Below are 25,434 nucleotides of genomic sequence, written 5' to 3'. Positions count from 1 at the left end.
TCTTAAGGATCTATGTAAGGTAATCGTCTTGCCAATGCTATGCGCCTGCTATGTAAGTTATGGCGACTTCTCACTGGATTTCGGAGACTTTGTCATTTCTCTCAGCTCTGGTGATACAGAAGGGGTAAGAATGTTTAAGGCATTAGTTATTCTATCAGGAAAAATACTTTATTCAGCAATCATGTGTTTTTTAATTTATTTTGGCTTGGTTTATGCACATGTTTACAGCAAAGCTAAACTCATCCCTGTGTGCATTTTAATCTTAATGACTTTTGGTTTTCTTGGTGTATTTGCTGGTGATAAAGTGGAGTCAATATTACCTGTTGAAGGCATCTGGTATTACACGAGTTTCGTCACCGCTTTTTTCCTACTTGCGATGTTAGATCAGGTAACTGAATGAGACTTTTTGCCGCACGTTTCATCGTGAACCAGGGTTAAGGAGATGAAGGGCGGGGCCATCACTAAGATGAAAAAGGCTGGCCCGGCATACCAATTTGAACTACATACTCTGTCTTAACCTACCTCCTGGCTGCTGCGAGATCCAGTAAATGCCCCATCCATTCCTGTTCTTCTCTCTTCGATGTCAGCGACATCTCAATGGCCCCCTTGGCTCCCCAGCGTTGCCGGGGCGTCAAGCCCCACTCAGCTAACCGGCAACGCCGGCTTGCTCCGCTGGGCCTCATAGCGTTCCGGGACATTCTGAACTGCCCCCAACATTAGATAGAACCTTCAGTTAGTATTGTCGGTTGATGACCCTGATTCCTTTGGCCACAGTAGACCGTTTTAGCAACTTCCGCTTTTGGCACATTTCGGCCACGAACCTATGAGCCTTCTGCCGCTGGCGTTCCCTGATGAAAAATCAGTGTCCATTGACCTTCTTCCGAACACACCCAATACGAAGATCTCAATGATGGACAGCTACCCTCAGCATAAAACGTCCGGTATTGAAGTATGACGCAGCCTCTTCCTATTTCGATAATCCGGAAATCGCTGCTTAGAATCGGCGATGCAGTTTTCTCGCTTAACAGGCACGATATCGTCTCTGAACGATCAACTATCAAGCCTGACCGGGTGATTTCCCGGAATTCAGGGTGCAGAAGACCTTCAAGCCACTCACGATCGCAGCGCCTGTCGCTGTGTAGACTAGATTCAAGCAATCTCAGCGTTTCCAGAAGCATTCCGCTTATCCTCGTTGGATCATGTAATACACTCAGAATTAATAGGCCGCCGGGCACTCCTCATCCAAAATTCTGCAGTATCTTGATCGCCAACTCCATACCTTTTTCACGCTCTTCGCCGTAGTTGTGACCGTCCTGCTGCGCTTCCTGCAGAACATTGATGAGCGACTTAACGGAAAATTCTCGTTTATGCCCCAAAACCTCAAGCACTGCGCCACCTATCTCATTACAGATGACCTTTCCTTCGGCGAACTCATTCTTCTCAGACATGATTTATCCTTCTATCAGGTTTCGGGCATGTTAGCCCGGATACTCTCTTCTAATATAAAAGCGCTCATGCTACTTCTGCTATTGGCACTGAGCTGTCGTAGGCAAGGCCTAAAAGGCTGACTGGAGCGAACATTACTGATGTTTGCTTCAGGGCCTGACTTATCGGTTATACATTTATACAATAACCTGGCGGCCCGGCTTCGAATGCGTCCAGCCTGGTTTGCCCCAGTCTTGTGCGTTTCTCAATCTAATGCCGCTAGCGTGAAGTGATGTCAGCCATATACTTTTGAGTGGTGTAAGCCGCTCCATTACACGAAGCGTTATGTTCCGCAATGCAAGTTCAGCACCTAGGTTGGAAATAACCTTCAAGCCAGTTGGAATAACATCAGTTCGACATACCCACATACCGACCTCTCCAGTTGGTTCAAAGCCATCTACAGGCAATTCATATCTGTAAACTTTTCCAGTTTGAAAGCGTGATAGCCATGCATTCTCGATGCAGGCAATGGCAGTTGCATGGGAGTGGTTGCCCATCCATTCTTCAAGGTCCACTCTGTTGGTGCCAGGTAATGGCCAGTACACGATACGTGGGCACTCGCGGGGGAAAAGATAAAGTAATTCGTGCGCTTCATCCGTAGCCCATATCAGTGACCCGTTTAGCCACTCCTGCCCAACAGGCCGGTCGACATGAACTCTTAATGGGCGAGGTTTGAATATAGTGATATCAGGATTATCACTGAAATGGAAAAGACGCATTTTAAGGCTCCGTTCAAAATGTATCCAGCACTCCGAATACATCATTCTGACTAACTAAAGTTTCCTCCATATGAATGATCACTTATCTTGATTTTTTAAGGTAGGCAGCAGTTGATCAGATGCGCAGCTGGATGTGCGACATATCCGCTGTTGGCACTAAACTGCCATAGACGAGCCACACGAGGCTGCAGCTACCGATGCGAAGTTTGACATGATCAGCAACTACTTCATCGCACCGCATGCTGATGAAAGGTTTAATCTGGTGGTGCAAGGTTAATATTTTCCTCCAATTACGACTGTTTCTTAGCCTTGGCTTTTGCTAGAGTGTGCGGCTGGACTGCTTCCAGCCGCACTAGCGTTGCCGGTTAAGGAGTTTCCATGTCGCCTTTCAACAAGCATCGCCCCTTCATTTCTCTTTCTCGTCGTCAGCGCCGCAAAAAAGTCATTGAGCTTAAAAACCGTATCTATCATAAACGTCATCGCTGTGGCGGAGTGTTTTATGATGATTGCGATATACAACACTACAAAGATAACCCCGACCATTTTTGGTTATGGAGTGATATCTATTTTGTCGGCCGAGATCCTGCTGATCTTTGGAATGCTCAAATCATCACAGCGAAGCTGGCGTTTCAGGATGCGGTACACGATCGTGCATTTAATGAAGCCTGGGCGATGCTCAGTCATCAGGAGCAAGAAGAAGAGGCGCGATACGAAACAACGCCCAATATAAATAACAAAGGCAAAATCGTCAGCCATACCCTTGTGCACCGAGAAAAACAGGCCTATGCGTTTTTTGGCGGGCTGACGTTTTGGCAGTTTATTGAGAAACGTGAGCGGGAAATAGCGCAGGATGAACCGCCGGAGGTCGTTTGTGGGTATAAGTTGCTGTCGGGGTTCGCTTATGGGCATGGACTGCGGATGATTGTTGGTGCTGAGTCGTTGAGTGTGCCGATTATTGAAGCGGCGATCGGGGATTTTTTGGGAAAAGGTGAAGGACGCGGCTTAGTGGAGAGCGGTTTAAGTGGTGGGAGGATTTAAGGCGCGGGTATTCATACATTAGGGAATAGGAGGGGGGTAAACCTAACCACCCTCCCAGCTTATTATTTCCCAGTGGATTTACTGGGTTTTAACCCTGGAGTATTTCCAGGAGTATCTTTGTTATCACGCCGACGCTGATCAGGCTTTCCTGTCGATTTAGCTATTGGTTTTGGACCAGGTTTAAGACCCATGATATCTATCCTTCAGAAGTTAGGAGGTAAAGCCCTCCAATATGGTTTATGGGATAGAGCCAAGAATATCAAGAGGGTTAATACGCTACACAATGGTTAAATTATTATATTTTGATCAGTGTCAGGCAGCTAAGCTGCCTTTGGTAAGGCCTTAAAGGCCTACTTGAGCGAGGAGTGGAAACTCGCGCTTTTCCCTATTGCTGATGGAGCTTTACCGAACAATCCTTTGCGCCAATAAATGAGAAGTAGATCAAAGGAGCATGTCCTCAAATGCAAGGCTCCAGGATAAAACTTCTACTGAGGCTCTCAGTCCAAAAACCCAGAAGGGGTCAGTCGCGAATACTTTTGAGGCCTCTTCTTCATCAGCCGCTACCACTATCCATAGCGCTCCAACTGGCTGATCATTGTCGTTTTTGCGTGAAACCTTAGTCTGCTGACAAAAGATGCTTGCAGCGTTTATTGGCATCCCAGTTAGGTTGCAGTTTCTGTTTAAATTCACTAAACACTTTGCGCGGATCAGTATCAGCAGTGATGAGATAATCTGGCGGAATTTCACGCACGCCATAGTTAGCGGCAACGTAATAACGTTTACCTGGCTGTGCAATCAGCGGAATCCATTGTACACCGGTATAGGTTGTATAGCTGGTCATGGTCAATACGGGCCGTCCGGCACTATATAGTTTCTGAACCGCAATTAGTTTACCCGGTGGAATTTTTTGCGTGATAAGTTTTTTACCCATGTCCATCATGTCGGGACTCAGTTGATAACTGTCCGTTAAATCGAAGCAATCCTCCTTTTTCTCATAAAAATTGATATACAGCATCCCACGCATATCTTCCCTCTGTTGTACTACCAGCGTGGCAGCATCCGAACCGGTATAGCCTTTATAATTAAGCGGCAGTAACGTAGAACAGCCTGATAGCACCAGTACTGACGCTACCGCAACCAGTCGTGTTTTTATATCTGCGGATGACAACATGTCGTATTTTCCCTTAAAAATGATGTCGCTGTTATCGGCAACCCGTCATGAATACTTTACTTTTTATGAAATTAAGTCGGTCAGCCTGAACCCAAAAAGTCCAGCAACAACAGGAGTGACACGTTTAACTCAATAAAGAGCATGAATAACTGCCGACTGGCTCTGTCTGGCACATAACCTAAATCGATATATCATGGCCGGTGACGCCTGTTACTTCATCGCCAATGAGGACAAAATAACGGGCCGAACCCTCTTTCTTAGCTACTAAGTCCATTTCTGGCATTTAACTGACTGGCGGCTGAATAAGGATGTTGCTGCGCACCGCCGTTATACCGCCTCCGGCGGGGAAGGGTAACCGTGCGGCCTGCGGCCGGTGCCGTGCCTTCACTTTAGCCCGGCCGCTTCGGCTGCAAGGGTCCGCTTCGCCACCATCCTCACCCGTTCGCACTCGCGCCGGCGTAGTCATTCCCGTCGCGGTGCCGCTCAGGTTTCACGTTACCGCCGTTCATGCCAACACCTCTGCTCGCTTGCGCTGCGGCTTCCGGTGGTGCCCCTGCATCCTCCGCTTTCCTCCGGGCTGTCGTTAAGGCACGGCACAGGCCGTGACTGTAATTAACCTTAACGGAGAGCGATTTATGAAGAATCCACAAAAACCCCGGACCATCGTTATTGATGACCGCATGGCATTCCTGCACATGCTTTTTTCTCACGACCTTCTGCGTGCGGAGCTGAATGTCTATCTTTATGCAGACCGTTTTCTTGAAAATTACGACGGCGGGTTGTGGGAGCTTGTCGGACTGACTGCCGGTGGCGGGTTTATGCAGCCGCCAGGAGAACGCTGGCGTTTCACCAATCCGGCAAACTGGGCTGACGAAGTTGTATCAGCTGAAGCGGCGGGGATCATCATCACCGCACTGGTGCTTAATCATCGCAGCTGGATGCACTATCACGATGATGAACAGACACTCTGTAAGCACTTCTGCAAACGTTATGATCAGCTGATTGCATTTGCAGACAGACACCGCGAAGCAGTCGCTATTTTCCGGGCGCTGGACTGACAGGAAGCGGGGCCGGGAGGCCCCGTTATTGCGGTGTGGCCGGGTGGCCTGGACACTGCACGACCGTGGGGGGCGAAATGCGGCGCTCCCGGCGCAGCAGTCGGACTTCACTGCCCGAACCGGATAAGCTATAGCAGGTAAATAAGCTACAGGAAGAACATAAGCTGTGGTGAGTAATGATGTCGCTTCGCTCCTCTTCAGACCGGCACAGCAGGACTGTGCCGGAAACCCGGTGCGTGCGAAATTCATTTCACAGACTTCAGATGCGAAAAAGGCCGCCCCGTGGGGCGACCTCTTCCGGCACTTCTTTTATACGACCATCCGTTATTTGTACAGTTCAGCGGTCATGTGCACACGGTTATTGGCGTTGGCTTCGGTGATTTTGTACTGGTCACCGTGCTGTGCAGCCTGAGCGGCAACCTGAGCTTCGGCACCGTCCAGCGTATCGGCGGTAACAGGAATGCTCTGTGCGAAGCTGGCTGCTGACATCAGAGAAAGAGCGACCGCGGCGGCGATGGTCATTGCTTTGATAGTTTTCATGGTCTTATTCCCTGGTTTGTATGGTGGAAAGCATGATTGCTTTCGATGGGAATAATGATAATCACAGTAACAATTAGCATGCTAACAATAAATAAAGGTATTGTGATCGTGCTAACTAACACGCTGATAGGGCATACCGATAGGCCGCATTCGGCCATCGATTCATCAAAGCGGCTTTATGAGAGTTGCTGACTCATTTCCCCGGCTTTAGCCGTCGGTCCTTAACTTTTCACGTCGTCTGTAGCTGCACTGTGGTGCTTTAACGTCACTGGATGCTTCGCGGACAAAGGGGCGCTTAGCGCTTTCGTCTCTGTCCCCCTGTTTACGGAGTGTTCAGTACGTTCACGGTGACCCGTTTCCGGTCCGTTTGATGCCAGGTGTCATGCCTCCACGGTACAGATAGCCGGGCAATCACAGATATGCTGAACCGGTGGGAATACAGGCTGTGTTTCAGTAGCCTGGAACCAGATATTTTGCCGGTTGATGCGTTTATTGAGAGAAAGAGGTTATCAGCCGTATGTCTGCGCAGCGGCGGAAGATATCCGGTTGTGCATGCCCGCTCTCACTGGCCTCTGAGACTGGCAGCCAGGAGGACATTGCGCGCTATACCCGCAGTTTACAGGTGAGTTGGGTTATCGGTGATATGCTGCTGAAGTCGGGTTTAAAAGGTTTAGAACAAATAAAATCATATGGTTACGGAGTTAATTATCAGTCTGGTTGGTACCATGGATTCTGACAACTGCATGTTCTCTGACTGTTCACTCTGATGGATGATGCAGAATGGCTGGCAGGTGGCACCTGTCTCGCGTCGTACAGACAGGACATGGCCACAATGCGCAGGTCGATGCTATTTGCTACCAGCCTCAGCTGGCATTTCAGGGTATTGTGTCGAAACGGAGCTGGTGCGGCAGGAGGAGCGATAATAAAGATCTGACGAAAGGATGGGCATACTCAGAGGAACATATGATGGTTCTCTTATGCCATCAAGCCAGTGGATGGTAACCCCGTGAAAAGCAGGTCGATGCACTGGCTTACCGATGCTGCCATTTTCATTGCGCTGGTTTTTACGCTATGAGCATCAGGCCGCCTTACGGCTCTTTTTGTCATTCGTTTTTGGCTGGATTCGCAGCACAGGCAATCAATTTTTCCTTATACTTAAGTTCAGTAGTAGAATGCAACACCTCGTCGGAAGATAGCGATTATGGAGTCTGTCGTGAAATTCAAAATCCAGCATTTGCAGGCCGCAGTGGCGCTGGTACTTGCCAGTTTCCAGCCACAACCTAACGCGGCTACGTGTCAGCCTGCGATTGTAGGGCGGGTTTATGAGATGGGTGCCAGAGTCAGCAAAACTGATATCAAAGAACTCACTGCTGCGCTCAGCTCGCTGGCGGGGGAATTACGTGGCAGTCGTGCAGAACTCTCTCATTATGCAGACAATGATTTTGAAGGGGCTGTCAGAACGGCTATGGAAATCCGGAGCCAGATTATCCATGTCGCGGGCATTGCTGAATCCTTCGTTCTGATGTTACCTGAAAAAGAGATCATTATGTCTTACGACAAAAACTCTATTGAGTTAGCGTTCGTTAAGGCCATCAAGGTGGTCAGCATTGCGACCAAAAGCTACCTCAGTCTTATCGACCAGCTTACCCGCACAACCGATGTCCGCGACTCAGGTGTCAATCTTATCGCCATGAAGCACCTGCTGAGCACTGGCAACAAGGCTGCTGATACATGGCGTTAACGGCTGAATACAGTCGTGTTACGTGGGGTGAATTTTTGCAGCTCACGTTTGCCATTTTCCCTAACCGCGAAAAAGCAGCTCAATGCCGGGTTCATCCCATATAAATCAACGGGGCACCTTCAGATCTGCCTGGGCGGGATGCGCCTTTTGACTTCCCACCTTTCGCCGTTGATGCGAACGTACAGTACATCCACGTCAATCTGCCATTTCAGCTGACCTGGAACGCCAGGCAGGAAAACTACAACCGAACCTCTGATCACTATCTCGTTTATACCGGGCATATGTGGGAGAGTGGCCGCTTTTTGCTGATGGGGCTGATTACACCCGCTCATGAGCGCATGTCAGCCAGAGACACCCGGTTGCTCAGATACTTTTCTGATGTTGCAGAAGACTTTCACGCCTCTTAACCAGACAGAAGCAGATTTGTGGATGGTCAACAAAGATCATGCTGCGGGCATCTTTATACTGCCTGTGGGGTGAGGTTAAAAATCTGATCATCACAAATGCGGCGCCATCCACTGACAGAGCCGGTGGTTGTATCCTGCCATCTGGCCCGGGTTTTGCTGCTGAGTATCCAGCAGCGCCCGGAACCGTGCGTTATCTTCAAAAATTGAGTGTTACATGCCTACTCACTACTCCCGTTCACATGTGGAGGCATTGCCGATCTGTATGCTGGGATGCTTTCAATTGATGTTTTCCAGAAACATCACCCGCTGTGCCTGAGCCGGGTGAACTCTGCCATCAGGGCTTACCACCCGGACGAAACGGTCCCGTTACAGGCTGAAGCTTACCGGGTAGTTATCAGTGCCTGTAAGTACAGTAGCTGGTTTCCCCGGGCGTCCGGGCGGGCTGGCATGCTACGCACAGAGCCAGCATGGCTGTCTCTGCCCGGCCCCTTTGGGGCTGCGGGTTTTCATCCCTGACGCGTTTACTGTGCCGGATGCATCCGCAGGCGAATGCACCGCACTGTCGCGCCGTTGCCTGCGCTTCCTGCACCCTGACAGTGAATCTGCCAGGGTGTAAGGTCCGGACAGTCTGCCGTCCGGGGCTGTGTCCTGTTCATCCACATGTCCCGTCGCTGTTCTTCGTGCACCTCCGCTGCGCAGAAATCTGCCACACGGGCGACATTACACAAGGACCGCGATGCTAAACGGCGGCACCCGGTCCCTGCGGGCTGCGGCTTTGCCGTTTTCCTCTGCGTGCTGTCTCATGCCCGCGTGTCTGTTCTGCCTCTGCAGCGAAGGAACTCGAAGAAACATCACGTTAAGCGACAGAGGAAATACAACATGACACAGCAGAACATCAACACCGCAGCTCAGGAATCTGAAGAATCATCAGGGATGGCAGAGCAGGGCAGTGCCCGCTTCATCAGCGCATTACAGATATCTGACATGGAGGGTAATTATACGATGGCATCGGAAAGTCAGATTCTGGCAGAAGCCCGGCGGGTGATTGATTTCAGGTATCCGGAAGGTACTGAATTCTCCTCTGCTGCGGTTTCGGAAGACTATTTCCGTGTGAAGCTGGCAGGATTTGAGCGGGAGGTGTTTGCGGTTGCTTTTCTGAATAATCAGCATCAGTTGCTGGCCTACAGGGAGCTGTTTCACGGGAGCATCAACATGGTGGATGTAAAGCCCCGGGAGATTGTCCGCGCTGCGCTGCTGCTGAATGCCGCTGCGGTGATCCTTGGTCACAACCATCCTTCTTTTGATGCTGTGCCCTCGGCAGCGGATAAACAGATAACTCTCAGAATAAAAAACATACTGGAACTGGTAGATGTCAGACTACTTGATCACATTATCATCGGGGGCAATGACGTTACATCCATGGCCAGAGAGGGATTGATCGGGATGTGATATTTACCCCAGGCAGAGGAAGCTCTGCCTTTTACTCTTCATACCGAGAGTGTTAAAGGCGACCTACCCAGTATGCCTCTTCTTCAGCGACGCGGGCCCGCATAACCTCCAGATCTGGCGCTATCGCCGCCAGACGGCGTTGTTCTATTTTTTCAGGTGTCATATCGGAACGTAACTCACCTTGCAGGCATTCGTTGAAGATGCTCCTGAAGTTTAGTTCATCCGTTCGGGCAATCTGCATACGATGGCTTCGGTCATCTACGATCATCATGTTTACGGGGTTAAGCCGTAATAAATCACGCCAGCGGCGGTCGATGGAGACGAAATAAGGAATAAAAAAAGATCCATTCCGGGTAATGGTGGCGGTTCGCTCAAGTAAGCGAAGCAGGGTCATATCCCAGGCCATACCGCGTATCTTCTTCAGCATCTCGCCGGATTTACCGGTAATCGGACCAAAGAAGGGGGCACCCGATGTGGATGACATACCACTCCAGATGAGCAGCAACTCAGTGAGAGGGATCGCGCCAAGCCTCCTGACGGAATAGATCAGGAGCTCACGCAGTATCTGCTTATGATCGCGCTTTTTATCCTGGTGCCAGAGTCGGGCAAAACGTAACAACAGGGCCTGTATAAACGCACTTTTTGCTTCCTGGCGGGCAATGTGTTCATCGTTGTACATTTCCTTCAGGAAAGCCTTAGCCCCGTCGAGGATATGCGCGCGCAGGGCATCTGCGGGCTTGTCGAAAACAAATGTTCCAGGTGATTCGCGGAAGATTTTCCAGTCCAGATGGTCGAGCATGCGGAAGGCAATCAGGGTATTGAGGGGGCGTTGGTTATCAGGATTATCCCGAGATAGTCGGATATTTTCCACCAAAAACGGCTGAACATCGAACTGAACATTGGAGTTGCGAGCCTTCAGCATCAGTATCTCAATGACACGATCACGTTCGATTTTCTGTATGTTCTCACCTGCAATGACAGCCCGCATTTTTTCGGCGAAATTGGAATCGAAGCTCAATGAGTAATCGAGCAATACATTGTTACGTCCACCAGTGAGATGTGCCTGCAGGCACCCGCCAGCCGACATGAAGTAGGCTCGTGGGCCTTCGAAAAAAGAAATGATATGGTCGTTTGCTACGAGGCCCAGTCCGAGATCAAGGTCAATCGCTCCTGGTGCTTGCGTACACATGATGGCTCTCAGGTGGATCATTTCCTCAGGACGTTCGGCAGCAATAGTCGCGAGCGCTTCCTTATCACGGAAGAGCAGGGCATAAAAAAGTGCATCTGAAATGTGGGGATGCTGCATAACTTTCTCCTTGTTTGTCTTGTAGAAATAACATTATCTGATTGGGATATGCGTCAGGCTATGTTGGACGATTTTTAACTGCGGACCGATGGTGTGAGTTCACATCATTTTGCAGTATCAAGTTCAACAACACCTGAATGACTCTGGCCCCCTGCGGCTCCCCGGCACTGCCGGGTCGTCAGCCCAACTCCGCCAGGCGGCGGTAAATCCACCGCCAGTCTACGCCGGATCGCACAAAGACGCGTTCCGGGCCTGCCGGCTAAGGTCTGATGGCTAAAGACCAGGTCAATCCCTGCAACCGGCTGTTGCCGGTGCATTCACCGGGCGCGATCGCGCCCTCTAAAGCCGCCACGCCGTTCCGTCGTGTCGGGTGTATTCATACCCGTTTATCCGTCTGGAGAGCATATTCCGGTCGGCCACTCGCGGAGGGCTTTTCGTAGCACCGGATTCCTCACGCCCGCAAGGGGCCGCTTTGCTGTCTCCTCACCCGTTCGCACTCGCCTGCGGCTCGCTTGCGCTGCGGCTTCCGGGACTCCCCCTGCTGTCACTCGTCACCGTTGCTACTTTGCCCTTTGCCGCGACTGGATCGACCGAAACATGACTACACACCGGAACAGGAGAAGTGCCATGAACACACACAACGTCAACATCAAAACCGCCACGCCAGAATCTCTCAAAACATGGGTGAAACAAAACTTCGACGTCCTTCTTGCAACGCGCACCAGTCGCCTGATCAACCTGGCGAAGCTGGAAGGTGATTTGATGATGTATCGCTCCCTCGCTTCACTGGGTGAAGGGGCGGTTGATGAGGAAGATTTGTACGATGCCGTTCGCTGGGCGGCAAAATGCATTAACCGGATGGTTGCTGATGGCGACATCGCCACCCCGGCTGCATATGAACTGGCCTTATCTGTTCAGACGCTGGCTGAAACGCTGTGGTCGGAAGTCTGGGAAGAGGTAAAAGGGGCCGGGCTGCCTGACCTGGCAGACCTGCAAACCTCCGCTGAATATCGCCGCACCGCGCTGCGCCGATCTTTCACTGAAAGCGCACGTCCTTTTGGAGTGATCGTTAGTGGTCACATGGAATTCTTTGCAGACGACCCGTTTTACGGCACCTACTGGGATGACGGGGAAGTGTGTCTCGGACGTGCTGACACCCTCGAAGACGCGATGGAACTGCTTATCCAGGCGGATGCCAGCGGAGACTGGAATATGCGCATGGACGTTCATGAATACCGGGATGAGGATTTTGGGCGTGACAGGGTACCGGTTAGCTTTTCCCCGCACATAGTTACCATTACCGACCTGGCAGGCCGGGTTGTGCTCTGTGGCAATGCTCTGACGCTGGTCTGGTCAGTACCGGAAACTGATCCTGCTGTGTTGGAGCGTATCGCCGTCGAAAAAGACGTCCTGTTGCGCGAGGCCGCGCAGGCATCAGACTGGGACAATGATGAAACCGCCCGCCAGCTGCGGAGTCAGGCCGCTCTGCTGGATATGCCCCGTATCCATCCGGTGTGGCATAACACTCCGGAGGTTGCAGCTGCCCTGCGAAATTACATTCATCCGAAAGACCGTACTGACGGGACGACATCGTCTGAAACCGGTCATCCTGCATCAATGGAATGAGGGCACAAAAAACACCCGTAAGCACTTATCAGTACTCCGGCGGCGGTGCTGCCGGAATGTACCCCACAACAAGGAGAAGTTACATGGATTCACGGAACCACGGTACAGAATCACCAGAAGTTGCAGGCACAGATCTCACCCCTGAACAGTTTCAGGATTTGTACCTGTATATCGCGGACAACGGCGTTTTTGTCGGTATCAGCGGGGTGTCATGGCGGGACCATGTTGCGTTAAAAGCAATCGATGAACCGACCACCGTACCCGAAGGACTGACCATTTATCTGTCAGCTGGCTGGCCGGTGGCGGTTTATGAATTTGATGTCGGATACAGGGTGATGCCTGCGTTCCGACACCGCTGGGAATGGCGTCGGCCTGACGAACAATAAAACGTTTTTCCATTGATACAGCCGGGGTAACTCCCGCTTGTGATTGAACAGCAATACAAATATACGAAATTACGTATATAATGGAGTGCAGGATGCGTAAGAAAGTCAGCTTTATCGGGACCAGCCTGGATGACCTGCGTGCTTTTCCGGAAGGTATGCGTCAGGAGATGGGATATCAGCTCGACCGGGTACAGCAGGGACTCGATCCCGTGGACTGGAGGCCTTTTAATAAGGTGGGTGCAGGCGTCCGGGAAATTCGGTTAAAAGGGGATGACAGCAGCTACCGTGCTATGTATGTCGCGAAGTTTGAAGAGGCAGTTTACGTCCTCCACTGTTTCCAGAAGAAGTCACAGACGACCAACCAGTCCGATGTACAACTTGCAAAAAAACGTTATAGCGCCTTGGTTCAGGAGCGTGATAAATGAAAACTCAGACTTTTGAAAGTGTGTGGGATGCAATCAGCAATACCCCGCAGGAAGCGGAGAACATGAAAGTGCGTTCTCAGCTGGTGACCAGTATTAACCACTGGATTAAAAGGAATGGATTAAGCCAGGCTGAGGCGGCAAAAGCGCTGGGTGTTACTCAGCCGCGGATTTCAGAACTGGCGAGAGGCAAGATCATGTTTTTCAGCGTGGATAAACTCATTACCATGATGGCACATGCGGGAATGCATATCGTGAATATCGAAATTCGGGAAACTGTCGGAGTCTGAATTATCACGTTAAACCGGCACAGGGTGTCGGTTTAACGGCTAAAAATGTTGTCCATACCTCTATTTTCCTGATCTCTGGCGCGGTATTTTCCCGGCTTTAATATCTTTATAGTGCGTATCAATCATCATCGCATATCGGTAACGATTTTGGACTGACTCCCGGCTATTTTTCACTCCTGCATTATACATCCCGACGGCCAGCCATCCGGTCCCGTATTGATTGAAATTACGGCGAAGCAGCATAGCCCCAAGATGAATATTCAGGCAGGGATCATCAAGCAGTTGCCGGGTAGTGACGAAAGGGTAATCTTTCTGAAACCGTCTGATGTTGGCGTCATTAATCTGCATCACCCCATAATCTGCGCTGATAATTTTACCATTACCGTCACGGTTATAATTAATGGCAGCAGTTTTGTATCGGGATTCCTGCCAGGCGATTGCTCTAAGATAGTCTGGGTCAATAGAGAACCATTCACCCGCCTGATTAAAACAATCCGCCTCAACTGCGAGAGATATCAAACCTGATATCAGCAGAGTAATAGCCTGATTTAATATGTGCATTACGTGCCATGATTTTAAAAGTTCACTACGCTTATCCTATCCAGAGTATCCTCAGAAACCAAATTCCTACACACCACTCGCAAATCTGTATTTGCAAGAAAACTATAGACAGGTCAGTGACCTGGTTGGGATTTGTGTGTTTTTCACAATATTGTTAACTTCCCGCGAAGGAATTAAAGCGTTACGTTGCTGTTACTTCATTGTATTACGCAAGTGTATCTTTTTAAATCAATGCATTCCGTTCATTTTCTGGCGTTAATAACTTCCGTGTGCTAATCATGTTCCTGTAAAGTAACGTATTCGTAACGCCATAACCTTGCCACAGTCACGCTGCAGGGCGTAGATTACGCCTCTGTGGCCTGGCCTCATCAGAGTACCTGAGTTTTATATTTTCTGTTCAACAAGGAATATAATATGAATAGCCCCTCGATTTCAAAAAGTAATCGCGTCAATCTGACGGTGCCTTTCTCAGTGCTGGAAAAGGTAGATGCACATATCGCACATAAACTTGAGGATGGTGAGTCACGTGAAACCGCAAATCGCTCAGCCTTCATCATGGAAATATTTAAGCTTGGTCTGCGTGTTTATGAAAATAAAATTAATAAGGATGCATCGGATAAAACTCTGGATCAGAAGCTCGAACTTATCGCGAAAAACGTGATCATTAATGGTTTTATTACCGATGCTATTTTTGGTATCCAGAAAGAAACGGTAGATAAAACGAAAGTCATCAGAAATGAGATGGTACTGGATCCGGAGTGGCCCAAAGCCGTAAATGAAAGGGTAGCAGGAAAGTTGCAGGAGTACTTTAAGTAACCATTCTTAAAGGTATTTCTTGTGTTTATTAGAGACTGGCTGGATATCACAGGTATTCAGCTCAGCTGTTTCTTTATTCTGCGCGATGCGGATATAGCGGCGCAGGGTCAGTGCATTGATACCATACTGCTTACAGATTTGTTTGCGGGTATGTCCACCTGCGAGAACAGCATTTACTGCCTGGTCTCTGTCATGCTTAGATAATGGATTGCGGTTGTCGTATTTTACTTTTAAATTTTCAGTTTCCGGAGATTGCTTTGCCTGACGCCAGACTTTTTTGACGGAATCTGTACTCACGCTGAGAATATCGGCTGTTTGCTGGATTGTTTTGCCCTGAACTCTTAATCTGACGATGTCCTGTTTTACTGATTCAGGAATAATGTGGTGATCATCGTTTTTCCCGATGTACTTTATCAGCGTATCAATACTGATATGATATTCGTCGCAGATATCTTTGCGCAGCGATCCCTGACTAAGCTTATCCTGGATTAATTCAATATCCCGTGCCAGCAACTTTCGGTTGCGACGTTCTGTATCTTCCCTGCCGCTTACCATTTTTACCGCATGATAAATCTGTGCGCGACTGACGTTACTGATTTGCTCTATCTCACGCAGCGTTTTCCTGGGTGATGCAAAATACATCTCCGCAATCATCTTCCAGCGCTGCCAGCGCAGATCCGATGCCGAAATACCTTTTGCTTGTCTGAGCAGTTTGTAGACATAGGATTTCGAGCAACCCGTGTTTTCCGCAATATCTGCCACGCTCCAGCCCTGATAAAAACGCTGCATCACTTCGCCTTCTTTCGAACTGACTGGCTCCCTGGATTGTTGTTGTGCAGGAACGGGATCTATCCCATCGACGTTGAAAGCACCCGTCAGGCTGCGGATTAATTTATCTGCTTCGGCCTGGTTTTCTCCGGGGGAGGGAAAGGGGATAAAGATATCTTCATGCACAGCTATCCACACATCCGGATCGGTTGCACCGGAAGCCAGGCTGATGTGTTTCATTGCGCGCGTAAAAAATGCTTTGGCCTGAGGCGTGGCAATACGGTGATCGAGAAAATAGAGGAAAGGCAGGGTGCTGGTGCGGCAGGAAAAGAATTGAGCGCCTGAAACCGTCACCTTAAACCAGCCAGGCTCACGACTGAAATGATACATGGCATAAGTCAGGACGCCTCTTAAGGCTTCCTCATCGTTGTGACTGAAAATCTGCGCTGTCACGCCGGCAGGGCTGGCGACATGAATAAACAACTGCCCTGTCTTACTCATCTCAGTTCCTGCCAGTCCTTCAGTTACGCCATCAGGTTAGAAGTCTGATTAACTCGATAAGATAAATTGATCTTAAAGATCAATACCTTAAATTGAATAAAACTTATCATTGGCGTAAAAAACACCAACTCTTTTCAACCCGTGAATTGGGTTTCGGTATCGCCATGACGGCGATTAAAAACGACAAGGAGGTGTGCCTCAGAAACGTCAAATCAGCTCACTGCTCTGGCAGCAGCAACTCTACCTTATCTCTAATTAACGGATCCATTATATCCCTAACCGGAGAGATTTCCTATGAAGGTCAAGGTTCTCGCGTCTTTACGAAACTGCTGCAAGGCAGGGGCGGTAGCGTGGAAAAAGATGAACAGTACGGTTTGGCTGGCTCTTTGCCTGCTGGTGGCAATGGCTCAGCAGGCACATGCCATTGACCTGTTTGCGACTGGCAAACAGTTAATAGATGACACATTAGGAAGCAAATCAACAATAGTGTGGGTTTTGTATATCCTGGAGGCGCTCGGCGCGACTTACAGCTACATCAAAACCAAAAATCTGGCCATCTTCGGCGGGATTGTGGCTGTCATGATTTATCTCAACGTGGTTTTCGGCATCATTCCGTCATGAACCAAAAACGGGACCGATATCGCTACCCGACCACGTTTTCTGAACAGCGACGATTTATGGGGCTGCCACCTGACGAGTTTTGCCTGTATGTCCCTCTGGGCTTGCTGGCGGTTTTTCTCAACATGTGGATTTTTGGCCCTACGCTTCTCGCTGCCATTGTCGGTGTGCGTCATCTCAAAAAGGGTCGGGGTTCTCAGTATCTGCTCAATCTTGCGTACTGGTGCCTGCCGACCTCATTCATGCGTTTTTTTATCAACGTCCTGCCGGAAAGTTATAAACGACACTGGGTCGCCTGACCCGGTCCGGAGATCTAATGGAATATAAGCTGCGTGCGGCAGGGAACCGTAACCTGGCCATTGCCATATTAGTGCTGCTGGTCATCAGCATCCTTGCACTGCTGCTCTGCTGGCGTCTGTACAGCGACAACCGCGACCTTTTCCGTCAGCTGGCGAATAACCGACAGATAATCGTGGTGCCTTATGGCGCAGATTCAGCGTTCAGTTTTACCGGTGAACGCGGAGATGCCCGTTATCTGCGTCTGATGGCGCTCGCCTGGGCTAACCTGCGGCTCAATATCAACAGCGCCAACGCAGAGGCCAGCCATGAAATGTTGCTTGCCGCAGCCTGCGACGGTGCGGAGGCCGTTATGCAGCCGGTGCTGGCGGAAGAATCTTCGCGGGTTAAGGGTAACAGTGGTGGGTCGGTATTTTATCCCAAAGATTTTCAGGTGTGGCCGGAGAAGGGGATCGTTGATATTGCCGGACAGCTTGAGCTGAGCTACGGCATGCACAGCGGAGGGCTGGTGGACAAACGCTACCGCATTCGCACGGATCTGCGTAACAACCGGCTGTGCTGGAGTGCGTTCCTGGAGGTTCCCAATGTATAAACACGTCCTCCTCAGCATGCTGGTCTTTCTGGTTACGATCGCTGCTCAGGCAGAGCAACGGACCATCCAGACAGGTGCGCGCGTGTCGGTTGAGGTCAGCAATATCAACCCTAACGCTATCCGGGTCAGCGATGACCGCATTATCAGCCTGCAGGCGACACAGGGCATCCTGACATCGAAAACACCGACGCCGGACGGTGCGATAGTGTTCTCCACCCTGGCAGACAGCCCCTTCACCTTGTTTATTCAGACGGCATCCGGTTTCGGATTCTCCGTACAGGCGACCCCCGCCAGACTCCCCGGGCTGAACCTGACCATTGATAATATCGACGTTCGTGGAACGGAGCAGGCTCAGTATTTTGAGCAGAAGCAGGACAGTTACAGTTCGATTGTCAGCAATCTGGTGAGCCGCTTTATCCATAACCGTAAGCCGGACGGATATGTTGTGACCAGGAATACGCAGTTACCGGTGAGTGGGGCAGTGGAAGCCGCCTTCACTTTGCGTCCCGTTACCGCCTGGCAGGGGGATCGTATTCGCATCGTGCGCACGGAGGTTACCAGCCGTTCATCACTGCCACTGCGTCTGTCTGAGCGTTATTTCTGGAGTCCGGGCGTGATGGCTGTTTCCTTTCATCCTCAAATGGATGTGATTTCACCGGGTGAGCGAGTTGCTGTTATCACGGTATTCCGCACCCGAGGCCGTAGCGATGAACCTCAATAAACTCATCCGCAGCAAACAGCGCAAACTCATGGTCATCATTCTCTGCATCGTTGCTGTGTTCGTCGGCGTGCTGTATTTCCTCAACCGGCATGCAGCTGAGATGTCCGGGAGCAAAAGTGAAACCGCAGAAGCTGCACAGCCTGAACCGGATCTGACGGGCGGGACGGTCACCAATACCTTTGACGGTTCCGGGCAGAATTCACTGCTGGTGGATGCTCAGCGGCGTGAAAAGCAGACCAGAGAAAACCTGGTAACGATGCAGAAGGATTTTAAGACACTCCAGGACCAGGTGAATGTGGTGCTGAGCAATAACCAGACGCTGCAACAGAGTGTCAGAGAGCTGCTGGAAAAGCTGGCACAGCAGAACACTCAGCCTCAGTTTCCCGCGGCACCTGAGGTCGGTTCACGCACGGAGTACAGCCTGGGGCCGCTCCCGGTCCTGCCCGGACAAATTGATAATACCCTGCTGGACGATCTGTCCATTAAGAATAAAAACCCCGACACCTCTTTCTGGATCCCGACCGGTGCATTCTCCGACGCCATTGTCATCGAAGGGGCGGACACCAACGCATCGGTTCGCGGTGAAAACAACCTTGTACCGATGCAGTTCAAACTGAAAGGGCTGGTACATCTGCCGGGGAACCAGCGTACAGACCGGCTCGATAATTGTTTTGTCACCGCCGCTGCGTATGGCGATATCTCCAGTGAGCGCGCTTTACCCCAGCTTCAGCGCCTGTCCTGCATCATTGACGGGAAGCACATCGATCAACCCGTTAAAGGACATGTCGCGTTCTACGGCAAAAATGGCATCAGGGGCGTGCCGGTGATGCGAAACGGCAAAATACTCGGTCTGGCTTTCACCGCGGGTGCTCTGGGTGGCCTTGGTCAGAGTGTGTCACAGGTCGGCCAGACGGTAGCCGGAATTGGTGCAACGGCCAGTATCAGTGGCGGTGAGGTTGCCCGGTCTGCGGTCGGCAGTGGAGTGGGTAAAGCCGCCGATAAACTTGCGGATTACTATATCGAACGTGCTGAGCAGTATCACCCGATCATTCCAGTAGGCGCAGCCAACCGGGTTGAAGTGGTCTTTATCGAAGGTTTCCGGGCGAAATTTATTGAGGATGAAGAAGCCCGTAAGGCAGAAAAACCGCCTACCCAGACTGCAAAAGATTCTGCACGCACACAGGGCAATACCGGGCTTCCTCCGGATCTGATTGGAAGGCTCGGGGATGCCACCAGACTCAGCATGGATGACTTTGTAGTTCCGGTATCCGGCAAAGGCAGACAGTCATCTGAACCCACCTCACAGGGAGTATCGCCATGAAAGGAAGGAAGTCATTAATCAATTCTGCCGGGCATTGTGGCTGGATAATATTTACCGACTGCACCCTGACTTATACGGGACGTGAGACAGATGTGCGTATCCCCGTACTGCGCAAGCTCTTTTGGGCTGGGCTGATAGCGCTGACGCTGACCGGTTGTGCCGGGATGAACAGTGAATTTGAGTTCAGCAAACCTGCAAAAGATTCCGGTGTGTGGATGGCAGAGGCGGATGAGATGTCTGCCGGTACTGCATCAGGCCTTCAGCTCGATGATTACAGGTTGATTGATACCGGCAGTATTTTACTGGCACCACAAACGGTACCTAAAGATGCTGAAACCAGGCAGGCAATCAGCAAGGGTCCGGCAGGAGATAAGTCCGGAGGGTACTGCAGTGCCCCACACTGTTTCCCTGAGCCATCAGCCGCCTTTCGCCGCCCGGACAGCGTTGCGCGCATCTGGATCGCCCCTTACGTTTCACCCGGCAATAACGTGCATATGGGAGAGGTGATCTACACGGTTGCGAACCCGGCAGACTGGCATGGGATCCTGATGTGAGGCGCTATGAAACTACCGGAACGCTTCCATTTTGATCCGCTCAACGTTGTAGACACCGTCGCAGATATTCTCGGTGAACGGGACTCGACCTCAGAGACTCGGGAAAAACTCCAGGAACTGGATTATCCGCATATTCGCGATTTGTTGCCCTACCAGGATTACGACAGTGACAGTCAGATCTGGGTCAATCAAAGCTCACTGGGTTTCATTATTGAGGCTCAGCCACTGATCGGGGCCAACGAGAAACTGGCCGAGAGCCTTGAATATATCGCGCGTGATGTCGTGCCCCGCGAGACGCCACTGCAGGTCATGCTGGTCTCTACCCGGGCAGTTAAAGAACAGGTCAGTCACGGTCTGAAGGATTTTGCCTGGCGGGGGCATCGTGCGCAGGAGTGCAACGATATCACCGCCCGGTTTTACCTCAACGGGGCACGCTATAACTTCAGCAACGGGCTGGATCATCCGCTGACATTACGTGACTACCGGTTGTTCTTTATCTGGAGCATGCCGGTTAAATCGGTCTCGGATACTGAGTTTGTGCGGGTCGGTGATGTACGGCGCAACCTGCTGAATGCGCTGAACTCCGCTGATATCTGGTCTGAGGCCATCGGTGTGGCGGAGTTCAACAGCGTGCTGCGCGAGTTTCTTAATCACGACACTGACTGCCTTGATCGGTATGACGCAGCCTATGATCCGGGAGCGGATCTCCGGTCTCAGTTCGTTGACTCCACCACAGGCTGGAGGCTGAAGCCCTCGCATATCCGCATTAAAGGGACTGACAAAGCGAACCGGCCGTTCCGCACACGCATGGTGAACCTCAACCTGGACCGTAACCCGGAGGAACATTATCTGTGGCAGAACGGCAACATCCTGCAGGACCTGACATCGCCGACGAATGGGATACCGTGCCCGTTTATTTTATCGATGGTGCTGGTTACCGAAGATCAGATGAAAAGCCAGGGGGAAGCCAACAGTAAATTCCTGGCACTGGATTCCCGCGTCAACACCAGTTATGCGAAATACATTCCCTCGACGAAAAGCCAGCATGCGGAATGGAGTGATGCGCGAACCCGACTGCTGGCAAACCAGACGTCACTGACCCGCTATTTCTACGGCATTGCGCTGTTCTGTCCGGATGATGATGACCTGACTTCACGCTATACCGAAAAGACCCACAATGCTTTTGCCGCGCAGGGGCTGAAATTTGTGCGAGCGGATTTTATGCAACTGCGCAATGTGCTGGCGATGTTCCCGTTTGCCATGGTGGACAGGAAACTGCGCAGTGACTGCCAGAAAACCGGTGCCTTACAGCGTGGAGAGACATTTCACGCGGTTAACCTGCTGCCGGTGATTGGTGACAACAAGCTATGTGCCTCAGGCATTCTGATCCCCAGTTACCGTAATCAGCTGGCGTTTATTGATGTGTTTGACGAGAGCCTGCCAAACACCAACTTTAACTGGTTTATGTCGGGCACCTCGGGGGCGGGTAAATCCGTGCTGGCCAACTCGATTGCGCGTTCGGTGCTCGAAACGGGTGGCAGCGTCGCCATTCAGGATATTGGCGATTCCTACCTTGCCGCCTGCAGCAGTCTGGGCGGCACGTACATAAACGGAGAGTCGCTGCGTTTCAATCCATTTGCCAATGTGACGAACATCACCCTGGCGGCTGAGCGTATCCGTGACCAGCTGTGCATCCTTGCCAGTCCTCATGGCTTACTTGACGAAGTACATGAGTCGTTGATCCTGGAGGCGATTACCGAGTACTGGCCGTCATACCAGCAGGATATGCGCATCGATCATGTGATCGATTATCTGCGGGCGCGTAAGGATGACGTCGCCCGCCAGCATTCCCCGCAGATTGGCGGGCGTATTGACGAGATCGTTACGCTGCTGGGCAAATACAGCACCAAAGGGATCTACGGAAAATTCTTCAACTCATCCGAACCGACGCTGCAACCCGGTTTGCAGTTTGTGGTGACGGAGCTGGGTGATTTGCGCAAGCAGCGTGACCTGCTGTCCGCCATCCTGTTTACCATTATGATCTGGAACGAGAACATGATGTATGTGACACCCCGCAGCATGCGAAAGATGAACATCACCGACGAAGGATGGAAAATGCTGGGTGGATCCACACCGAAGATCGAAGACTTTATCGAGGAAGGCTATCGTACCGCCCGGCGACATAATGGTTCCTACGGTACGGTGACCCAGTCCATACGTGACAAAAATCTCTCCAGGGCGGCGCTGGCAGCGTATGACAACAGCTCCTTTAAGTTCACCTGTATGCAGGATGCCAAGTCGTTTGCCACCTTCCAGAAGGAAGAACCCCACACCTTTAATGAGCTGGAATGGGGCCTCATCCGTAAGTTTCCACCCGCCCGGAAGGCACGTTACAGCGCGTTTCTGCTCAGCGTTGGCGAATACTCCAGCTTCCACCGTCTGATCCTCGATCCACTCAGCGACAGCCTGTTTTCATCAAAAGGTGAAGACTTCGCTTTTCGGCAGAAGCGTCTGCAGGAAGGCGCAGACATCAAAGATATTCTGTTTGAGATGGCAGACAACGATGTGCACAAACGGGAAATCATCCGGGCTTTGCGGGGGATGTCGCTGTGAAGACATGGCACCTGATGATGACGGGCACCTTTGCTGTGCTGACCAGCCTGACACTGTGTGTGGCCGCATGGTTCTTTCTGCTGCAACCACCGGGTCTGGTGACCTTTGATATGAAAGCCACCGTGAATGCGTTTATTCGCCAGAGTACCGGACTGGATCTGACGGATGAGCAGCGCCAGCAGTTAGTGCGCCGTTTTAACCAGAGTTTGTTTGCCGTGACTGATACCTATGCAAAACAGCATCGGGTCGCCATTCTGGTCAGCCCGGCGGTGGTTACCGGCCTGCCGGATGCCACGCGTGAGATTCAGGCCCGTCTTGCTATTGAGATGAATAACGCAGCCCGATCACCGGAAACGGCGGGAGACATCCGATGAAATGCCTTATCCCTGTCATCGTGCTGGCGGCTTTTTCTCCGTCGGTAACCGCTGCCAATCTCGGTACCTGGGGGGAGACCTGGGATATCCGGGAACATAACCTGATCACGGTTATGCGCAATAATCTGCAGCTGCATTTCGCCGGGCAGTCTCAGGCTGAAATGGAGCAGGAGATACAGCGCCGGGCAAAGGCTCAGGCGCTCCGACCGGTTCAGGTCGAAGGGCTGATCACCGCCAGTGAAACCCGCACCCGGCTCTATGATCCTGCTTTCACCGTCACACAGGATCTCAGTGACCTGAGCGGCACCCTGTTTGCCCGCAAAGGTGAACGGGTGAATCCGTTCGATATCATCCCGGTATTTGATGAAACGCTGTACTTCATCGATGGTGATGATGCACGCCAGATTGCCTGGATACAGCAGCAGAAGCCGCAGAGCACTACCAGCCGTATTATCCTGGTGAACGGCAACGTACGTGACAGCGCCGGGATACTGGGTAAGCGCGTCTACTTCGACCAGAATGGCATTCTGGTCCGTAAGTTCGGCATTAAGCAGATCCCAGCTGAAGTGAAGCAGCTTACCGGAGAGAAGCTTTTCATCATTACGGAGCATGGCCTGGTGGATAGCGGGTCCGGAGTTGATGATGAGTAGCCGCGTACGGAGGAACAGGGACGTGGGGATTCTGTTCGGCCTGATTCTCAGTGGCCAGCTACAGGCAGCGGATCCCACCTGTGAAGGGCGCTGGGTGAATCCGATCACGGACGTTTGCTGGAACTGTCTGTTTCCGATGAGTATCGGCAGCGTTCAGGTGTCGCAGGGTAGCCTGCCGGATACGGAGAATCCGTCATCCCCCATCCAGTTCTGCCCGGTACCGCCGCCTGTTTTTCAGCGGCCCGGAATTGCCATTGGATTCTGGGAGCCGTTTGCCATGACGGATGTCACCCGTGCGCCTGGTTGTATGGTCAATATGGGCGGATTCCAGGTGAACATCCCAGGTATCGGCACGGGTACCGGAACAAAAGTTGCCACCCAGCATCCGGGCACGTTCTATCACGTCCACTGGTATAAATATCCGCTCCTTTCATGGCTGAACATTATTGCTTCAGAGATGTGCATGCAGGGCGGGGAATACGATATTGGCTATCTCTCGGAGCTGGATCCGACCTGGCAGAATGACAACCTCGCATTGTTCATCAACCCGGAGGTGATGCTGTTTGCGAACCCGGTGGCGCAGATGGCCTGTGCCGCAGACGCGCTGGCGTCGTCGGTCAGCAAACCCATTGATGCGCTGTTCTGGTGTGCCGGGTCGCATGGTTCGATGTATCCGTTCACCGGCAATATTGTGAATGAGTCCAGCGGGCTTAACAGTTCGGCGCTGCTTTCGGAACGCATGAACTTCAAGCTGCACAGGCAGGGGCTGATCCTTGATACGGTGCCGCAGGACCGGGCGGTCTGTTATGAATATCCATCGGCTATCCTGCCAAAAAGCCGTTACCGCTACCAGATGGTGAATACCATTCCCGATGTGGCGTCATGTCATCCTCTTGGCCGCAATGTCATGCAGTGGCAGACCGGCAAGGAGATGCCGACTTCAAGGAAGAACTACGGATACCTGATATGGAAAAAACGCAACTGTGTTGTGCTTTAACGGTAGCGCTGGGACTGCTGCTGGCGACGATTTCGCATGCGAAAGTTTCCCAAATCGACGCAACACCGAATGAATCAGCCTACTTCCTCTCCACTTCGATCCCGGAAAAGCAGCTGGCTCTCCTGATTAAAGCAGCGGAGTCACACAACATCCCGGTGTATCTGCGCGGGCTGGTGGACGACAGCATGGAACAGACTGCGAAATACATGCTGCATCTGGTGAGCACTTACCACGTCAGCGGGGTACAGATTGACCCGGTACGTTTCGACTATTACGGCGTGCAGCAGGTACCGGCACTGGTAAAAAAGTGCGGTGAACGCTTCGATATCATTTACGGCAATATCGCGCTGAACGATGCGCTCACGCTGCTGGACCAGCGCGGTGAGTGTCGCGCCTTACCTTAACCCTCTTTC

The 25,434-nt window shown here is 51.4% G+C and carries 31 protein-coding genes; 22 read left to right on the top strand and 9 right to left on the bottom strand.

Annotated elements, in window-relative coordinates; genetic code table 11:
• The first annotated feature begins 28 nt into the window (after nt 1–28).
• Complete coding sequence (locus tag HA50_RS23370; RefSeq protein WP_420872886.1) at nt 29–400, top strand: hypothetical protein; 372 nt, start codon at nt 29–31, stop codon at nt 398–400.
• A 421-nt stretch (nt 401–821) separates the two neighbouring features.
• Here HA50_RS23370 and HA50_RS23365 read toward each other — a convergent pair whose 3' ends face one another.
• The 3 genes from HA50_RS23365 to HA50_RS23355 all read right to left on the bottom strand — a co-directional run bounded on the left by HA50_RS23365 (nt 822) and on the right by HA50_RS23355 (nt 2,204).
• On the bottom strand, nt 822–1,178 hold the full coding sequence (locus HA50_RS23365) for a nuclear transport factor 2 family protein (RefSeq protein WP_084879209.1): 357 nt from the start codon (nt 1,176–1,178) through the stop codon (nt 822–824).
• A 60-nt stretch (nt 1,179–1,238) separates the two neighbouring features.
• Nucleotides 1,239–1,448, bottom strand: a complete 210-nt coding sequence (locus HA50_RS23360; protein ID WP_084879208.1) for a hypothetical protein — start codon at nt 1,446–1,448, stop codon at nt 1,239–1,241.
• 174 nt (nt 1,449–1,622) lie between these two features.
• Nucleotides 1,623–2,204, bottom strand: coding sequence for a DUF6886 family protein (locus tag HA50_RS23355; protein ID WP_084879207.1), 582 nt, complete (start codon nt 2,202–2,204; stop codon nt 1,623–1,625).
• A gap of 378 nt (nt 2,205–2,582) precedes the next feature.
• On the opposite strand from HA50_RS23355, the gene HA50_RS23350 reads away from it, so the two are divergent.
• The gene (locus HA50_RS23350) at nt 2,583–3,242 is read left to right on the top strand and encodes a hypothetical protein (RefSeq protein ID WP_084879206.1); all 660 of its coding nucleotides are present in this window, start codon (nt 2,583–2,585) and stop codon (nt 3,240–3,242) included.
• Nucleotides 3,243–3,683: 441 nt separating this feature from the next.
• Here the strand turns inward: HA50_RS23350 and HA50_RS32070 are convergent, their stop codons facing one another.
• Both HA50_RS32070 and HA50_RS23340 read right to left on the bottom strand, forming a co-directional pair.
• Nucleotides 3,684–3,899 carry a YciI family protein gene (locus HA50_RS32070; RefSeq protein ID WP_084879205.1) on the bottom strand — a complete coding sequence of 72 codons (216 nt, stop codon included), beginning with the start codon at nt 3,897–3,899 and terminating at the stop codon, nt 3,684–3,686.
• Nucleotides 3,859–4,413, bottom strand: coding sequence for a hypothetical protein (locus HA50_RS23340; RefSeq protein WP_084879204.1), 555 nt, complete (start codon nt 4,411–4,413; stop codon nt 3,859–3,861). The genes HA50_RS32070 and HA50_RS23340 overlap by 41 nt, the downstream gene beginning before the upstream one ends.
• 635 nt (nt 4,414–5,048) lie before the next feature.
• Here HA50_RS23340 and HA50_RS23330 point away from each other — a divergent pair.
• The gene (locus tag HA50_RS23330; RefSeq protein ID WP_084879202.1) at nt 5,049–5,471 is read left to right on the top strand and encodes an antirestriction protein; all 423 of its coding nucleotides are present in this window, start codon (nt 5,049–5,051) and stop codon (nt 5,469–5,471) included.
• 324 nt (nt 5,472–5,795) lie between these two features.
• On the opposite strand, the gene HA50_RS23325 is transcribed toward HA50_RS23330, so the two are convergent.
• Nucleotides 5,796–6,011: a YdgH/BhsA/McbA-like domain containing protein gene (locus HA50_RS23325; protein ID WP_084879201.1), complete on the bottom strand. Its 216-nt coding sequence runs from the start codon at nt 6,009–6,011 to the stop codon at nt 5,796–5,798.
• 1,213 nt (nt 6,012–7,224) lie between these two features.
• On the opposite strand from HA50_RS23325, the gene HA50_RS23320 reads away from it, so the two are divergent.
• From HA50_RS23320 to HA50_RS23310, 3 genes are all read left to right on the top strand, one after another.
• Entirely contained in the window at nt 7,225–7,752 is a 528-nt protein-coding gene (locus tag HA50_RS23320; RefSeq protein ID WP_244193651.1) for a hypothetical protein, read from the top strand.
• A 104-nt stretch (nt 7,753–7,856) separates the two neighbouring features.
• On the top strand, nt 7,857–8,159 hold the full coding sequence (locus tag HA50_RS32195) for a type II toxin-antitoxin system YafO family toxin (protein WP_139811065.1): 303 nt from the start codon (nt 7,857–7,859) through the stop codon (nt 8,157–8,159).
• A gap of 933 nt (nt 8,160–9,092) precedes the next feature.
• On the top strand, nt 9,093–9,608 hold the full coding sequence (locus HA50_RS23310; RefSeq protein ID WP_084880163.1) for a JAB domain-containing protein: 516 nt from the start codon (nt 9,093–9,095) through the stop codon (nt 9,606–9,608).
• A 52-nt stretch (nt 9,609–9,660) separates the two neighbouring features.
• On the opposite strand, the gene HA50_RS23305 is transcribed toward HA50_RS23310, so the two are convergent.
• Nucleotides 9,661–10,914 carry a hypothetical protein gene (locus tag HA50_RS23305; RefSeq protein ID WP_084879198.1) on the bottom strand — a complete coding sequence of 418 codons (1,254 nt, stop codon included), beginning with the start codon at nt 10,912–10,914 and terminating at the stop codon, nt 9,661–9,663.
• Nucleotides 10,915–11,541: 627 nt separating this feature from the next.
• Between HA50_RS23305 and HA50_RS23300 the strand changes: the two genes are divergently transcribed.
• The 4 genes from HA50_RS23300 to HA50_RS23285 all read left to right on the top strand — a co-directional run bounded on the left by HA50_RS23300 (nt 11,542) and on the right by HA50_RS23285 (nt 13,638).
• Nucleotides 11,542–12,540 (top strand): hypothetical protein, encoded by a 999-nt coding sequence (locus HA50_RS23300; protein WP_084879197.1) that lies wholly within the window; start codon nt 11,542–11,544, stop codon nt 12,538–12,540.
• Nucleotides 12,541–12,623: 83 nt separating this feature from the next.
• Entirely contained in the window at nt 12,624–12,926 is a 303-nt protein-coding gene (locus HA50_RS23295) for a hypothetical protein (protein WP_084879196.1), read from the top strand.
• 92 nt (nt 12,927–13,018) lie between these two features.
• Nucleotides 13,019–13,351 (top strand): type II toxin-antitoxin system RelE/ParE family toxin, encoded by a 333-nt coding sequence (locus HA50_RS23290; protein ID WP_084879195.1) that lies wholly within the window; start codon nt 13,019–13,021, stop codon nt 13,349–13,351.
• On the top strand, nt 13,348–13,638 hold the full coding sequence (locus tag HA50_RS23285) for a helix-turn-helix domain-containing protein (protein WP_084879194.1): 291 nt from the start codon (nt 13,348–13,350) through the stop codon (nt 13,636–13,638). Before HA50_RS23290 ends, HA50_RS23285 begins: the two co-directional genes overlap by 4 nt.
• Nucleotides 13,639–13,698: 60 nt before the next feature.
• Here HA50_RS23285 and HA50_RS23280 read toward each other — a convergent pair whose 3' ends face one another.
• Nucleotides 13,699–14,199, bottom strand: coding sequence for a lytic transglycosylase domain-containing protein (locus HA50_RS23280; RefSeq protein ID WP_084879193.1), 501 nt, complete (start codon nt 14,197–14,199; stop codon nt 13,699–13,701).
• A 414-nt stretch (nt 14,200–14,613) separates the two neighbouring features.
• On the opposite strand from HA50_RS23280, the gene HA50_RS23275 reads away from it, so the two are divergent.
• Nucleotides 14,614–15,015, top strand: coding sequence for a relaxosome protein TraM (locus tag HA50_RS23275; RefSeq protein ID WP_084879192.1), 402 nt, complete (start codon nt 14,614–14,616; stop codon nt 15,013–15,015).
• Between the two features lie 6 nt (nt 15,016–15,021).
• Here HA50_RS23275 and HA50_RS23270 read toward each other — a convergent pair whose 3' ends face one another.
• A complete protein-coding gene (locus HA50_RS23270) occupies nt 15,022–16,284 on the bottom strand; it encodes a helix-turn-helix domain-containing protein (protein WP_084879191.1) in 1,263 nt (420 codons plus the stop codon).
• A 294-nt stretch (nt 16,285–16,578) separates the two neighbouring features.
• On the opposite strand from HA50_RS23270, the gene HA50_RS23265 reads away from it, so the two are divergent.
• From HA50_RS23265 to trbC, 11 genes are read left to right on the top strand one after another with little or no spacing between them, the layout of a single operon-like run.
• Nucleotides 16,579–16,905, top strand: a complete 327-nt coding sequence (locus tag HA50_RS23265) for a type IV conjugative transfer system pilin TraA (RefSeq protein ID WP_084879190.1) — start codon at nt 16,579–16,581, stop codon at nt 16,903–16,905.
• The gene (gene traL / locus HA50_RS23260; RefSeq protein ID WP_084879189.1) at nt 16,902–17,201 is read left to right on the top strand and encodes a type IV conjugative transfer system protein TraL; all 300 of its coding nucleotides are present in this window, start codon (nt 16,902–16,904) and stop codon (nt 17,199–17,201) included. The genes HA50_RS23265 and traL overlap by 4 nt, the downstream gene beginning before the upstream one ends.
• Before the next feature lie 17 nt (nt 17,202–17,218).
• Nucleotides 17,219–17,791: a TraE/TraK family type IV conjugative transfer system protein gene (locus tag HA50_RS23255; RefSeq protein WP_084879188.1), complete on the top strand. Its 573-nt coding sequence runs from the start codon at nt 17,219–17,221 to the stop codon at nt 17,789–17,791.
• Nucleotides 17,784–18,512 (top strand): TraK domain-containing protein, encoded by a 729-nt coding sequence (locus tag HA50_RS23250; RefSeq protein WP_084879187.1) that lies wholly within the window; start codon nt 17,784–17,786, stop codon nt 18,510–18,512. The genes HA50_RS23255 and HA50_RS23250 overlap by 8 nt, the downstream gene beginning before the upstream one ends.
• Complete coding sequence (locus HA50_RS23245) at nt 18,499–19,833, top strand: TrbI/VirB10 family protein (RefSeq protein WP_084879186.1); 1,335 nt, start codon at nt 18,499–18,501, stop codon at nt 19,831–19,833. The genes HA50_RS23250 and HA50_RS23245 overlap by 14 nt, the downstream gene beginning before the upstream one ends.
• Complete coding sequence (traV, locus tag HA50_RS23240) at nt 19,830–20,387, top strand: type IV conjugative transfer system lipoprotein TraV (protein WP_084879185.1); 558 nt, start codon at nt 19,830–19,832, stop codon at nt 20,385–20,387. The genes HA50_RS23245 and traV overlap by 4 nt, the downstream gene beginning before the upstream one ends.
• 6 nt (nt 20,388–20,393) lie before the next feature.
• Entirely contained in the window at nt 20,394–23,000 is a 2,607-nt protein-coding gene (gene traC / locus HA50_RS23235) for a type IV secretion system protein TraC (RefSeq protein WP_084879184.1), read from the top strand.
• Nucleotides 22,997–23,374 carry a TrbI F-type domain-containing protein gene (locus tag HA50_RS23230; RefSeq protein WP_139811013.1) on the top strand — a complete coding sequence of 126 codons (378 nt, stop codon included), beginning with the start codon at nt 22,997–22,999 and terminating at the stop codon, nt 23,372–23,374. Before traC ends, HA50_RS23230 begins: the two co-directional genes overlap by 4 nt.
• On the top strand, nt 23,371–24,024 hold the full coding sequence (gene traW, locus HA50_RS23225) for a type-F conjugative transfer system protein TraW (RefSeq protein ID WP_084879182.1): 654 nt from the start codon (nt 23,371–23,373) through the stop codon (nt 24,022–24,024). The genes HA50_RS23230 and traW overlap by 4 nt, the downstream gene beginning before the upstream one ends.
• Nucleotides 24,017–25,021: a conjugal transfer pilus assembly protein TraU gene (gene traU / locus HA50_RS23220; RefSeq protein WP_084879181.1), complete on the top strand. Its 1,005-nt coding sequence runs from the start codon at nt 24,017–24,019 to the stop codon at nt 25,019–25,021. The genes traW and traU overlap by 8 nt, the downstream gene beginning before the upstream one ends.
• On the top strand, nt 24,991–25,425 hold the full coding sequence (gene trbC, locus HA50_RS23215; RefSeq protein ID WP_084879180.1) for a type-F conjugative transfer system pilin assembly protein TrbC: 435 nt from the start codon (nt 24,991–24,993) through the stop codon (nt 25,423–25,425). The genes traU and trbC overlap by 31 nt, the downstream gene beginning before the upstream one ends.
• Nucleotides 25,426–25,434 lie beyond the last annotated feature (9 nt).

Origin of the sequence: Pantoea cypripedii (assembly GCF_002095535.1) — a bacterium.
Taxonomy (GTDB): domain Bacteria; phylum Pseudomonadota; class Gammaproteobacteria; order Enterobacterales; family Enterobacteriaceae; genus Pantoea; species Pantoea cypripedii.
Note: the sequence above shows the minus strand (reverse complement) of the source record. Positions and strands in the feature narration are given on the sequence as shown.